The 13,337-nt window shown below is 57.1% G+C and carries 13 protein-coding genes; all 13 read left to right on the forward strand.

The window, feature by feature from the left end; translation table 11 throughout:
• Window positions 1–208 precede the first annotated feature (208 nt).
• Window positions 209–799 carry a hypothetical protein gene (locus DXC67_RS09595; RefSeq protein WP_117638200.1) on the forward strand — a complete coding sequence of 197 codons (591 nt, stop codon included), beginning with the start codon at window positions 209–211 and terminating at the stop codon, window positions 797–799.
• Between the two features lie 149 nt (window positions 800–948).
• Window positions 949–1,686, forward strand: coding sequence for a sugar transferase (locus DXC67_RS09600; RefSeq protein WP_117638201.1), 738 nt, complete (start codon window positions 949–951; stop codon window positions 1,684–1,686).
• Between the two features lie 3 nt (window positions 1,687–1,689).
• Window positions 1,690–2,607 carry a glycosyltransferase family 2 protein gene (locus DXC67_RS09605; protein WP_117564578.1) on the forward strand — a complete coding sequence of 306 codons (918 nt, stop codon included), beginning with the start codon at window positions 1,690–1,692 and terminating at the stop codon, window positions 2,605–2,607.
• Window positions 2,608–2,650: 43 nt separating this feature from the next.
• Window positions 2,651–3,922 (forward strand): nucleotide sugar dehydrogenase, encoded by a 1,272-nt coding sequence (locus DXC67_RS09610; RefSeq protein ID WP_271807643.1) that lies wholly within the window; start codon window positions 2,651–2,653, stop codon window positions 3,920–3,922.
• A gap of 5 nt (window positions 3,923–3,927) precedes the next feature.
• Window positions 3,928–5,220 (forward strand): glycosyltransferase, encoded by a 1,293-nt coding sequence (locus DXC67_RS09615; RefSeq protein ID WP_117638202.1) that lies wholly within the window; start codon window positions 3,928–3,930, stop codon window positions 5,218–5,220.
• A complete protein-coding gene (locus DXC67_RS09620; protein WP_158551343.1) occupies window positions 5,220–6,167 on the forward strand; it encodes a D-glucuronyl C5-epimerase family protein in 948 nt (315 codons plus the stop codon). The genes DXC67_RS09615 and DXC67_RS09620 overlap by 1 nt, the downstream gene beginning before the upstream one ends.
• The gene (locus DXC67_RS09625) at window positions 6,164–7,267 is read left to right on the forward strand and encodes a glycosyltransferase family 1 protein (RefSeq protein ID WP_117564575.1); all 1,104 of its coding nucleotides are present in this window, start codon (window positions 6,164–6,166) and stop codon (window positions 7,265–7,267) included. The genes DXC67_RS09620 and DXC67_RS09625 overlap by 4 nt, the downstream gene beginning before the upstream one ends.
• Window positions 7,264–8,352, forward strand: a complete 1,089-nt coding sequence (locus DXC67_RS09630) for an EpsG family protein (protein WP_117638204.1) — start codon at window positions 7,264–7,266, stop codon at window positions 8,350–8,352. Before DXC67_RS09625 ends, DXC67_RS09630 begins: the two co-directional genes overlap by 4 nt.
• A 143-nt stretch (window positions 8,353–8,495) precedes the next feature.
• Window positions 8,496–9,443, forward strand: coding sequence for an ATP-grasp fold amidoligase family protein (locus DXC67_RS09635; RefSeq protein ID WP_117564573.1), 948 nt, complete (start codon window positions 8,496–8,498; stop codon window positions 9,441–9,443).
• An 84-nt stretch (window positions 9,444–9,527) separates the two neighbouring features.
• Window positions 9,528–10,994 carry a lipopolysaccharide biosynthesis protein gene (locus DXC67_RS09640; RefSeq protein ID WP_117638205.1) on the forward strand — a complete coding sequence of 489 codons (1,467 nt, stop codon included), beginning with the start codon at window positions 9,528–9,530 and terminating at the stop codon, window positions 10,992–10,994.
• A 66-nt stretch (window positions 10,995–11,060) separates the two neighbouring features.
• Window positions 11,061–12,101 (forward strand): NAD-dependent epimerase/dehydratase family protein, encoded by a 1,041-nt coding sequence (locus DXC67_RS09645; RefSeq protein ID WP_117638206.1) that lies wholly within the window; start codon window positions 11,061–11,063, stop codon window positions 12,099–12,101.
• A gap of 151 nt (window positions 12,102–12,252) precedes the next feature.
• Window positions 12,253–12,624: a serine O-acetyltransferase gene (locus DXC67_RS09650; protein WP_117564570.1), complete on the forward strand. Its 372-nt coding sequence runs from the start codon at window positions 12,253–12,255 to the stop codon at window positions 12,622–12,624.
• A gap of 364 nt (window positions 12,625–12,988) precedes the next feature.
• Window positions 12,989–13,337 (forward strand): hypothetical protein (locus DXC67_RS09655; RefSeq protein ID WP_199410720.1); only part of this gene is annotated, 349 nt, incomplete at its 3' end.

The raw sequence follows: 13,337 nt of genomic DNA on the forward strand, positions 1-13,337 counted from the left end.
CAACGCGTTGCGCTGAGTCCTGAGGCTGTTGCAATGAAAATGAGAATCAAGGTCTGGGCAATCGTTGATTAATTGCTCGTATAATTGCCTATGTCGAAAGATACAAAAACCTGTACTTTTGCGACTGCGCCTAGCTGCGAGCGAGAAGCCTGTTCTAAACGCCCCTGCATTTGCGTGCATCGCAAAGCCAAAAAGAGGGGGCGAGAACATGGAACAGACGGCACGGCGCCAAGAGCAGCTGCCGGGCGCATTTAACGGCGCCACCACCAACAGCCAGCACGGCCGCGTTCGCTGGTATCTGGTCCACACCCCTCATGGAAAAGAGCGCGAGACCTGCGAAAAGGTCCGCCGGATTATCCCGCACGAGCTGATGCAGGACGCTTTTGTGATGCAAAAGGAGTTCTGGTTTAAGCGGGACGGTGCATGGTCGCTCCAAACCAAACCCATGTACAAGGAATATTTCTTCGTCGCCACGCACGATGCCGCAGCGCTCGATAGGGCTTTGGCTCAACTGAGCTTTGGCTGCCGCATTGCCGGCAGCAGGGAGCGGGCCTATGCGCCTATGCCGGACGATGCGCAGGAGTGGTACCGCAGCGTGCTCGACGACGACGGCGTGGTGCGCAACAGCGTCGCCCGTATAGAAGGCGGCGTGTTGCACATAGAACAGGGTCCCTTGGTGGGGCAAGAGGCCCGCGTTAAAAAGGTCGACCGTCATAAGCGCTGGTGCCTGGTGGACGTGGGCGAAGGCGTCTCCGCTTTTAGGGAGCTGCTTCCGCTGGACGTTCCCAGCAAAACGTAAGGGATACGTTGCACCGGCAATTTATTTGGTTTTTGAATTTGTGGATTTGGGGGGGGGTTCCTGGGGACAGGAACGAAAGTTTTATTGTGACTGCTAAAGAAGTAACAGAGAATAATGCGCCCGTGGGGGCGACGCTCATTGCTCGGGCCATGGACCGGCGCAAGGGCACGGCGGGTGCTGGGGTCGGCTCCGCTGCAAACACGGGTGCGGTGAGCCTCCCGGGCTCGCCCGAGTTCGCTGCAGAGTCCCGTGCGCTCGACACGCGATCGCTTGGCTACCGCTTCGTGAAGCGCACGTTCGACATCGCGTTCAGTGCGTGCGTCTGCGTCGTGGCTCTTATCCCTGGCACGGTTCTTTGCGCGTTCATTGCGGCCGACACCAAGGGTGCTCCCATCTATGCGCACGAGCGGGCTGGGCGCTTCGGTCGCCCCATCCGCGTGCTCAAGTTCCGCTCCATGGTCGCCGACGCCAACGACGTGGAGAAGTACCTCAGCCCCGAGCAGATCGAGGAGTGGCACCGCGAGCGGAAGGTCACAAACGATCCCCGCATCACCAAGCTAGGCCGCGTCCTGCGCAAGACTTCCCTGGACGAGCTGCCCCAGTTCTTCAACGTGCTCGCGGGCCAGCTCTCCGTCATCGGCCCTCGCGCCATCACCTACGAGGAGCTCGGGAACTTTACGCACGAGCAACAGGTGCAGGTGCTTGCCGTCCCGCAGGGCATTACCGGTGCCTGGCAGTCGGGCCCGCGCAACCTCGCGACCTTCGAGAACGGCCTGCGCCAGGAGTTCGAGCTTGCCTACGCGAAGGGTGCCAGCCTCAAGGCAGACTGGAAGGTCTTCTTCAAGACCTTTGGCGTCATGTTCGGCAAGAAGAAGACGGGGAGGTAGCGCATGAGTGCTGACAAACCCCTCGTCTCGATCGTGGTGCCGACCTACAAGCGCTCTGACAGGATTCGCGTGGCCCTGGACTCAATCGCCGCGCAGGACTACGGCGCGGAGAACATCGAACTGATTGTAGTGAGCGACAATCGGCCGGAGTGGCCGGAAAGCGCCGAGACCGACGCGGCGGTCGCCCCCTATGCCGCGAGCCTTCCGCACTTTAGGCTGCTGCACACCTCCGGCCAGACCGGCGGCGGGGCGGCGCGCAACTACGCCTGCCGCCAGGCGACGGGCGAGTACCTCACGTTCCTCGACGATGACGACGAGTTCCTGCCTGACAAGGTGTCCACCCAGGTCGCCTTCATGCAGGAAAACTCCCTCGACATGAGCTGGCAGGATGTCTCGTGGTATGACGAACGTGGCCGGCTTGTGGAGCACCGCAGGCTCGACCATTGCGAGGACTTCTCCACCGAGGGTCTGCTGCGCGCGCACCTCCTAACGCCGATAAGCCCAACGGCCATCTATATGCTCAGGCGCGACCTGTTCGACCGCACTGAGGGTTTCGGCGAGGTGGCGACCGGCCAAGACTGGTGGCTGATGCTGCGCTGCATAGAGGCTGGCGCCCACATGGGCTACATGCCCGAGGTGCACGTGAGGCAGTACCTCCATTCCGGCGAGAGGCTCTCGCTTGGCAAGAACAAGGTAAACGGCGAGGTCGCAAGGCACGAGGTGGTGCGCGGCTACTACCCGCGCCTCAGCAAGAAGGATGTGCGCTACATCGAATTTCGCCACAACGCCGTGCTCGCCTTCGCTATGAAGCGCAGCAACCAGCCAGGCCAGGCTGTGATTTACGCCTTAAAGGCCATTGCCTCATCGCCCGCCGCCTGCGTCTCTGAGGCGCTGAAGTTCTTCGGCAAGGCGAAATCCTAACTATTTCATATGTGTGCCTGCTCTTAACGAAAGGTTGAATGATATGTCCGAAAAAATGAAGATAGCAGTCGCCGGCACCGGCTATGTGGGGCTCTCGTTGGCCGTTCTGCTCTCGCAGCACAACGAGGTGCGCGCGCTCGACATCGTCTCCGAGAAGGTAGAGAAGATTAACGCTTTTCAGTCGCCCATCCAGGACGACGAGATTGAGCTCTTCCTGGCCGAGGCTAAGGCGGGCACGAGGAAGCTCGACCTGCATGCAACCGTGGACGTCGCCGAGGCCTATACAGGCGCGGATTTCGCCATCGTGGCCACGCCAACGAACTACGACTCGGACCGCAACTTTTTCGACACCTCGTCTGTTGAAGCCGCAATTTCGGCAATCCGCTCGGTGAACCCGACGGCCTGGATTGTCATCAAGTCGACCATCCCTGTGGGTTACACTTCGTCGCTTCGCGAGACGCTTGGCGACAGCCGCATCATCTTCAGCCCCGAGTTCCTTCGAGAGAGCAAGGCGCTCTACGATAATTTGCACCCTAGCCGCATCGTTGTGGGCGCGCCCAAGGACGACGAGGAAGCTGTGAAGGCCGCAAAGACGTTTGCTGGGCTGCTCGCCCAAGGCGTCGGCCCCGCCGAGCTTGAGCGCACCAACCCTGATGGCACGACGGGCATCCCGCAGCTCGTTCTTGGTACCACCGAGGCGGAGGCCGTGAAGCTGTTCGCCAACACCTACCTGGCACTTCGCGTGGCGTACTTCAATGAGCTGGACACTTACTGCGAGATGAGGGGACTCAACACCAAGGACGTCATCGATGGCGTGTGCCTAGAGCCCCGCATTGGCTCCCACTACAACAACCCCTCCTTCGGCTACGGCGGCTACTGCCTGCCCAAGGACACCAAGCAGTTGCTGGCCAACTATAAGGACGTGCCTCAGAACCTTATCGAGGCCATCGTCGATGCCAACCGCACTCGCAAGGACTACATTGCAGACGAGGTACTGCAACTGCTGTGGGACAAGGTATACGAAGGCAAGGAGAAGCCCGTGGCGGGCGTGTACCGCCTGACCATGAAGTCGAACTCCGACAATTTCCGCGCCAGTTCCATCCAGGGCGTTATGAAGCGCGTGAAGGCCAAGGGAGTGCCGGTCGTTGTCTACGAGCCAACGCTGGACGCGCCGGAATTCTTCGGTTCCGAGGTGACGCATGACCTTGAGAAGTTCAAGGCCGAGTGCGACGTGATCATTGCCAACCGGTGGAGCGACGATCTGGCCGATGTTGCCGGCAAGGTGTATACCCGCGACCTATTCAAGAGGGATTAGTATTTGTGGCGATTACTGCTGATAAAAAAAAGAGACGGCTGCTCCTTCTGACGAGGAGGTTCCCCTTTAACCGCGGCGAGGTCGCCGCTGAGTCCTATCTCGAGAACGAGATAGGCGTTCTTTCGACCTATTTCGACGAGGTGCTCGCCGTGGGGACCGAGGCGCAGCCGGGTGACGCGCCCACCTGCGCGCTGCCGGGCAATGTGACGCCCCTGGCCTTGGGTTGCGGTAATACCTCCAAGGACAAGGCTTTGCTTGCAGTCAAAGGGATCGCGTTTCCCCTTTTGGGCGGTGCGGACGTTCGTGAGGCCTATGCCACAGAATCCGTTCATGGAATCGGAAAGCGCGTGTTTCGGGGCTACTTTGCCGCGAGGGCGAAGGCAAAGGCGGACGTGCTTGCGGAGGAACTGGTCCGCTTTGGCTTTGAGCCCACGCACATATACAGCTTTTGGCTTTACGACACCGCTTTGGTCGCTGCTTGGCTGACCGGCACGTACCCATGTGCACGCGCCGTTGCGCGTGCACATGGGTACGATCTGTATGCAGATCGTACCGATGTGCATTATTTGCCCTTCCGGGGATACCTCCTATCCAAGCTTTCCGGAGTGCTTCCCTGCTCGAAAGACGGGGAGGAATACATAAACGCGAACTGGCCGGGCCATGAGGGCAAGGTGACGACCTCCTATCTCGGAACGCGGGAGATGCCAGACAAGTCCGGCGAGCCGTTGACCTGCCCGTTGCGGGTCGTCTCGTGCTCGCGTATTGTCGACGTTAAGCGCGTGCCTCTTCTTGCTAAGGCTGTCACCCTTCTTGATGCCGAAGGGCTTCGCGTCGAATGGACCCATTACGGCGACGGCCCACAGCTCGAGGAGGCGAGGGCCGCCTGCTCGTTGCTGACGCACTCCACCGCGAAGTTCGCGGGGGCTTTGCCGAACGACGCGCTTTTGGGGGAGTACGCAGCGAAGCATTTCGACGTCTTCGTGAACGTCTCGTCAAGCGAGGGCCTGCCGCTTTCGATCATGGAGGCCTGCGGATTCGGCATTCCCGTCATCGCCACGGACGTTGGCGGAACCCACGAGATAGTAAGCGATGGCGTCAACGGCTTTCTCCTACCTAGCGACTGTGGACCGGAAGATGTCGCCGCGGCCATAAAGCGATTCGTCTTTTTGGGCAAGGCCGAAGGGTCTTCTATGAGGCGCGCTGCAAGGGCCGTTTGGGAGAGGGACTTCCGTTTGGAGGCCAACGTGGAGGGGCTTGTGCGCTCGCTCGGAGTCGATTACAGAAACGAAGGTGAATGATGGGCCAGATCTCGCAGAAGATGACCATGCTCAAAAGGTGGAGCAAAATGCTCACTGGCAAGACGGCTGTGGCCGTAGAGCAGAGCATGGGCAGGGCCTATAATGTCGGACAGTTGTCCGGGTACTACAACGATTTGACCGGCAAGGTCACTGGCAGTACTCTGCTCGACGAGGGCGGTGTCCCTGTTAGCGTCATCGCCGGTGGGGCGCGGGTGCATTTCCCCATCGCCATTTTCCAATACGGTTTGGGCTGTTACGACTTGAGCATTCTCAGGTCGGATGAAGTTGAGCGCTTTCTCGACGCACTAAGGGTATGCTCGGATTGGGCGATCGGCGCCCAGCGGGATGACGGCTCTTGGGACGCATTTGGTCCGATAGGCAGCGCTAAGTACTCCGTCTCCTCGATGGCCCAAGGCGAGGGGTGCTCGATGCTGCTGAGGGCCCATGCGGCTTTCGGGGACGAGTGCTATAGAGTTGCGGCGCTGAAAGCTGCCGAGTTCATGCTTATCGACATGGACAATGGCGGCGTGTCGTCGCATGACGGGGGAGAACTGTTCCTGGAGGAGTACCCTCAACGCCCCAGGCGCAGTGTCATGAACGGTTGGGTGTTTAGCCTTTTCGGTCTCTATGACGCATCGTTGGTCGACGCGCGCTTCGCCGGGCCATTCAAGCACTCTGCGGAGACGTTGGCTTGCCATTTGGATGACTACGACGCCGGCTTCTGGTCTTATTACGACATGGAAAAGCGTATCGCCTCTCCCGCCTACCATCATCTACATATAGCGCAGCTCCGCGCAATGGCGGATCTTTCAGGCGACGCAAGGTTCGCGGTGAAGGCCGAGGTATACGAGCGCTATCAGGAATCTCCGGCCAACCGCAGGAAGGCGATTGCTAAAAAGGCGCTGCAGAAGCTGATCGAGAAATCCGATGCGGTGATCGTCCAATGAAGAAGGCCCTCTATATCGTGACCTCGATGGACACCGGCGGGGCCGAGACGGTATTCATGAAGTATTACCGGGCTTTGGACAAGTCGCGCTATCAGCTCGACTTCTGTGTGTCGTCCGACGTGCCGGGCTTTTACGACGCCGAAATCGAGTCGATGGGCGGCAGAATTGTGCACACAGTCAAGAAGACCGAGGCCGGGCCGGTCGCTTCGTTCAAGCGGCTCATGCAGATAGCCCGGGACGGCGGTTATTGCTGTGCTGTCAGGTCGTCTCAGCACAGTCTTTCCTGTCTTGATTTGCTCGCCATGAGATTCGGAGGCGTGTCCAGAACCATATTCAGGTCAAGCAACACGGGTACAGTTTCGAACAGCAAAAAGGAGACCCTGCTGCACAATCTTTTCAAGCCCCTTGTCAGGGTTGCGGCGACCGACTTCGCCGCCCCGTCTACCGAGGCGGGCGTCTACATGTTCGGCAAGGCGGGGGTATCGGGGCCGCGTTTCCATCTCATGAAGAACGCGCTCAACCTCGAGGACTACGCCTATGACGCTTCGACACGGGACGATGTTAAGCGCGAACTGGGCGTTCCTGCCGAGTCCTATGTCGTCGGGCACGTCGGGAGGTTCAGTGAGCAGAAGAACCACCTCTTCCTTGTCGATGTTTTTGCTGAAATCGCCCGGAGAAGGCCAGACGCCGTCCTCATTCTCGTCGGCAAAGGCGAGACACGCACGGCCGTTGAGAGGCGCGTTGCCGAGCTCGGATTGACCGATAGGGTGGTGTTTGCCGGGGTTAGGAGCGATGTCCGCCGTCTCTATTCGGCTATGGACGTCTTCATCTTCCCCTCTGTCTACGAAGGCCTGCCGAACGTCGTCGTCGAGGCGCAGGCAAACGGACTCCCTTGCGTGATTAGCGACTCCATCACGCGGGAGGTTGGCATTTGCGAGAACGTCGTTTACAAAAGTCTGGGCGACGCTCTGGACGAATGGGCCGACGCCGCGCTCTCCGCGGATCGCATAGGGTCAAGTGCCAGTGCGAGGGATTTGAAAGGCTCGGGCTATGAAATCAATTCGGAGCTTCCCGGTTTCGTGAGGCTGGTATTCGGATGAACTTTATCGAAACATCGCTTTTCTACTTTCTTGTCGTTTTGCTTTCAGCGGCGCTTGCGCGCATGTCGGAAAACGGCAAAAGTAAGGCTGGGCTGGTCGCTGCCGTGGTTCTTCTTACCGCCGTCGGGGGCTTGAGGTCGTATGCGGTTGGGCAGGATACCCTGGGTTATAAAGAGGGAATCGAGTACTTCTACGCGTATGGGACCACGATGTGGAACCATACGTTCAGCGTTCCGTACGGTGTCTTCACAAGTGCGGTGCTCCATATCTGTAACAATTACTCGTTCTTGCTCGTCGTCGAGTCGCTGATCACCAACGCCTTTTTTGCTTTCAGGCTTTGGGATTTTAGACGAACGGCATCGCTCTCGTTTGCGATGTTCGTCTATACGGCAACGGTGTTCCCGCTGTCTATGTGTCTGACGTGCCAGATGATTGCAGTCTCGCTGGTTTTCTACGCAACCAGGTTTTTAGAACAGAATAAGCCGTTGCTTTTTTGCGCTTGGTGGGCTGTTGGCGCTCTTTTGCACGCGTCCGCCCTGATAGGGGTCCTATTCCTCATCTACTACCTATTTTCCAACAAAAGCAAGAGCCGATCGCAGTTCGCCGCGAAGATGCTTGCATCGGTTGCCCTGCTGTTCCTGGCAGCTTATGCGGGCTCTAAGCTCGTCGACCGGTATGCGCGTTACTCCGTGAACGAATCGAGCATCGGGTTGATGGTTTTTGCGCAGGCGACCGTCCTCGCGATCGCATATTTCGTCAGCCGCGAAACTGCGAATGTTGCCCCGGTTGAGAGCGACGGAACGTCGCGGCTCAAAGCCAACCGGATGCCGCTCGTGTTTTACGCTTTAGGCATTTTGGCTTCGGCGTCCTCTTATGTGATTGCCAACGCCGGCCGCATAGCCTATTACTTCACCGTATTAGGCCCCGTGATTTTCGGAGGCTTCGTGAAGGACGCTCGGAAAATAAAAGCCCGTTTTTGTCTTGGCTGTTTTCTAGTTGTCTGGTTCCTTTTCTACGCCTTTTATGCCTATCTGCTTCATACCGGGCTTGGTATCGAGTCTTATTCGTTCGTCTGGATGGGGTAAATAGTGCCCGAAACCGTTTCGGGCATATACGAGCAAAGTCTACGTTGGTGGTTTGCATACGCCCAGGGCTTGTTCCATGTGTAGCGCAGAGAATTAAAAAGTAAAACGCTTTGTTTAAGCTCGGACTTAAGGAAATTGTATATATGGAAAGCAAAATTAAAAAATACCTAAGTGACCCGTGGATGGCCTACTGTGCCTTTACGTCGAAGGGTCTAACGAAATGGGTTTCCGACAGGACGCACCTTCGATTGATGCATCGCGCCAAGTTGGGCATGTGGCCTAGCATAGACTCGCCGGTGACCTTCACTGAGAAGATGCAGTGGCTGAAGCTTAACGATCACAACCCTGCGTACACGACCATGGTCGACAAGTACCGCGCTAAGGACCTCATTGCCTCGCGTGTGGGCTCCGAGCACGTGGTCAAGACGTTGGGCGCCTGGAATTCCGCTGATGACATCGATGTGAGTGGGCTACCGGAGAAGTTCGTACTCAAAACGAATCACGACTGCGGCGGCGTGCTCATCTGCACTGACAAGGGACACTTCGATCTCAACAGTGCCAAGGACTTTTTTCGGGGTCATTTGAAGCAGAATTATTTTTACGGGTGCAGGGAATGGCCTTACAAGAACGTGAAGCCCGTCGTGTTCGCCGAGGAGTTCTTGGAGAGCGAGGGCGATAATGCCCGTGATGAAGACGATAACTGGGAAGGCATCGACGAGTTCGACTTCTTCTGCTTTGACGGGGAACCCCGGCTGATTTCTTATTGCCACGGGGACAAGAACGATTCTGAGAAGAGGTACAACGATTTCTACGACACTGAGTGGAATCTGCTGCCTTTGGCGATGGGATACGCGAGTTCCGAAGAGACGATCCCTGCCCCGGAGCAGCTCAGCGAGATGCTCGAGCTATCAAGGAAACTGAGTGACGGTGTACCTTTCTTGAGGGTCGACCTCTTCATCTGCAAGGGGCGCGTTCTCGTCGGCGAGCTGACTTTCTACCCGTGGGGCGGGTTTACGCCTTTCAGCCCCGCTGAGGCGGAGAGGACGTTGGGGCAAATGGTTTCTTTGCCCCAACGTGAAAACGAGGAATGATGGCAAACGAAAGCTGCATTCAGTGCGTGCGCATGGATAATCAGCCAGTAAGCGCGCTCCGGCGTTTCTTCATGGAGGTTTAGTATGTCCGACACAAAAGACCTCCGGGCGAGGTCGGCAAGCGCGGCAAAGTGGTCTCTGGCAACCGAGATTATCGCCAAAATCATCTCGCCTATCTCGCAGCTCGTCTTAGCGAGGCTGCTGGCGCCAGAGGCGTTTGGCATGGTGGCGACCGTCACCATGGTAGTGAGCTTTGCCGACATGTTCGCGGACGCCGGGTTCCAGAAGTACCTGGTGCAACACAGCTTCCGAGACAAAAAAGACCTGCATGCCAACGCTAACGTGGCCTTTTGGACGAACTTCGGCATATCGGTGGTCCTGTGGTGTCTCATTGCCATATTCAACGATCCGGTGGCCACCTTCGTGGGCAATCCGTCGCTGGGCTTTCCCTTGGCCGTGGCCTGCCTCTCTCTCCCGTTGACGTCGTTTTCGAGCATTCAGATGGCGTTGTTCCACCGTAATCTCGATTTCAAGTCGCTTATGCCGGTGAGACTGACGTCGACCTTACTTAACTTCGGCTCGACGCTTGTACTGGCGTTTATGGGATTTGGTTACTGGTCACTTATCGTTGGCACTTTGGCGGCGAATATTGTAAATGCAGTGGGGCTGACTCTGCTGTCTGAGTGGAAGCCGCGTTTTTTCTACTCCTTCAACATGCTGAAGGCTATGTTCTCATTCAGCGGATGGACGCTTTTGGAGTCGTTCACCATATGGCTTTCCTCTTGGGCGGGCACCTTTATCGTGGGGCATTTCCTGGGTGCGGCTGAGTTGGGATATTACAAGACGCCAGTCACCTTTGTGAGCGGGTGCTTCGGGATTATCACGAACGCTACGACGCCCATCTTGTTCTCGTCACTTTCGCGCCTTCAGTTTGATCGGGAAGAATACGTTGCTTATCTGCGACGCTTCCAGTTCATGGTGGCATTGTTCCTGTTGCCGTTGTCTGTGGGTATCTTCGTATTCCGCGAGCCTTTGGTGGCCCTGTTGCTCGGCGATCAGTGGGGCGAGGCGACGCTCATGTTCGGGTTGTATGGGCTGGTGCAGGGGCCGATGGTGCTGCTCTCATACTACAGCAGCGAGATGTATCGCTCTCTTGGTAAACCGCGCGTGTCTACGCTTGTGCAGGTGATGTACCTCGTGTTGATGACGCCGCTTATGACCGTGGCGGCTATGCAAGGGTTCGATGCCGTCGTGTGGGCTGATGCGGGATTGAGAATCCTTTTGATTGCTATCAACCAAGTGGTCACATATTTCGTGGTTGGCCTTTCGTTTGGGCGCACTATGTTGTCGCTCAAGGAGCCCATTTTCTGCACATCGATGATGTGCGCATTTGCATGGGTGACGTATGGACTCGCATCTAGCAACTGGCTTGGCGTCGGGTTGGACATTGTAGGGTGCGTCGTTGTCTATTTCGCGATTTGCTTTGCTTTGCCCAAGAGTAGGAGGGTGCTGCTGAAGCTGGTCAAGGGCGGCGGCTTTAAAACGTTTTGAGGTCTGTAATTAACTTGTTGGGAGTTCCATCTCAGGACTTCCTTAAAACGAAAGAGTGGGGTATATATGCAGGATAGAAAAGTCCTCGTCACTGGCGCCGCCGGCTTCATCGGGGCGTTTCTGGTGAAGCGGCTGCTCGAAACCACCGACGACGCGATCATCGGTCTGGACAACGTGAACAGCTACTACGACCCTGGCATCAAGGAGGCTCGCCTGCGAATGCTGGCGGAGGTGGACAAGGCGGGGCGTTTCGCCTTCGTGCGCGGCGACCTGTGCGATGCCGCGTTGATAGAGCGCCTGTTCGCTGAGAACGGCTTCGACGTTGTGGTGAACTTGGCCGCCCAGGCCGGTGTGCGATACTCCATCGAGAACCCCAAGGCCTACATAGACAGCAACCTGGTAGGGTTCTTCAATATATTGGAGGCTTGCAGGCGCCACCCAGTGAAGCATCTTGTCTACGCGAGCTCTTCCTCCGTCTACGGCGGCAACGAGAAAGTGCCTTTCTCGGAGGACGACCGTGTAGACTCTCCGGTGAGCCTGTACGCCGCCACAAAGAAGTCCAACGAGCTAATGGCCGCGGCCTACTCCAAGCTTTACTCCATCCCAGCCACGGGCCTGCGCTTCTTTACGGTGTATGGGCCCATGGGAAGGCCCGACATGGCATACTTCGGCTTCACCGAGAAGTTGCGTCGTGGCGATACGATTAAGATTTTCAACATGGGCGATTGTAAGCGCGACTTTACGTACGTGGACGATATTGTGGAGGGCGTGCGCAGGGTCATGGACGGCGCTCCTGAGGTCAAGATCGGTGTTGATGGTTTGCCAATGGCCGCTCATCGCGTGTATAACATCGGCAATTCGAATCCCGAGAACTTGCTGATCTTCGTTGATACGCTGCAGCGTGTGCTGGTTGAGGAGGGCGTGCTCCCCGCCGATTACGATTTCGAGGCGCATAAGCAGCTCGTTCCTATGCAGCCTGGTGACGTGCCTGTAACCTATGCGGATACTGGCGCCTTGGAGCGCGATTTTGGTTACAAACCCGCAACGCCGCTCGAGGACGGTCTTCGTGAATTCGCGAAGTGGTATCGCGAGTTCTACGGGAATTAGCTGGGTGATAGCAATGTCGAATGTATACAGCAGTGACCGTATTCGCTTTGGGGGGGGGTCTATTCTCTCAAACCATGCTTTGAGGTTTGTTTGGCTACTTCGAAAGTGCCAGAATTCGCACAATCCTTTATGGCATCTTTTTCGAAAGAGGATGGCTTGCAAATATGGTCTCGAGATCGCGCCTGCCACCTCGATTGGCGAAGGCTTGTATCTGGGTCACGCTTTTGGCATTACGGTAAACCCGAATGCCGTTATCGGTCGCAACTGCAATATGCACAAAGGTGTGACAATTGGTCGGGAAAACCGCGGCAAACGAAAAGGTGCGCCTGTTCTTGGCGATTGCGTTTGGCTTGGTGTCAACTCAACTATTGTTGGTGGCGTTCGTTTAGGCAACGACGTTCTCGTTGCACCGAACACTTATGTTAACTGCGACGTACCAAGCCATTCGATTGTGATTGGGCACCCATGCAAAATCATTTCTCGAGATGGGGCAACAGACGAATATATAAACAACAGGGTCTGAATAATAAAATCGGTTTTACATGTCTTATCCAGGATAGAGGGGGGGATCGTCTTCGCTAATTACAGCGAGTTAGCGACTCAGTGAGCTTTGGCGCGCTCTGATGCGAGCGGAAGGTGAAGCAAACTGGAACGGGTAGTAGATTCCCAGAAGCTATATGCAACGTGAGTGTCAAAGATAGCGCGTCTTAACGCATAACCCTGCATTCCTCCTTTCACCGACTGGCAAAACGATTTACACCTAATTGTCGACATTACCCACGCGATTTATCTTTGCCCCCGCATCGATCTCGCTAAACTAATAACTGCTGCTACCAGGGCATTTTCTGGTGCACATTCTATTGGCTCCTGCGAAGATCGGAGCGGGTATGTTTGCTGCCGAGTCCCACACCAGCCGTCATCACATCGCGATCGCTGCCATGGCCTGCCTATGCGTTTTGCTGGGCGGGCCTTCTTATGCCGCGGGCGCGGAGAGCCTCATCATCGCGGGCGCGACGTACTGCGAGCCGGGCGCGTCGGGCCCCGGCTGGGCCTGGACCGATGCCGACCACCTGGAGCTTAACGGCTACGCGGGCGAGGCCATCGGCGCCGACGGCGACCTGGTGCTGACGCTTGCCGGGCAAAACTCCGTGACGGAGTCGCATGCGCCCGATGCGGACATCACGCTGTGCGGCATGGAGGTGTGGGGCAACCTGACGCTTCGCGGCACCGGGACCC

Origin of the sequence: Collinsella sp. TF07-1 (assembly GCF_003437235.1) — a bacterium.
Taxonomy (GTDB): Bacteria; Actinomycetota; Coriobacteriia; order Coriobacteriales; family Coriobacteriaceae; genus Collinsella.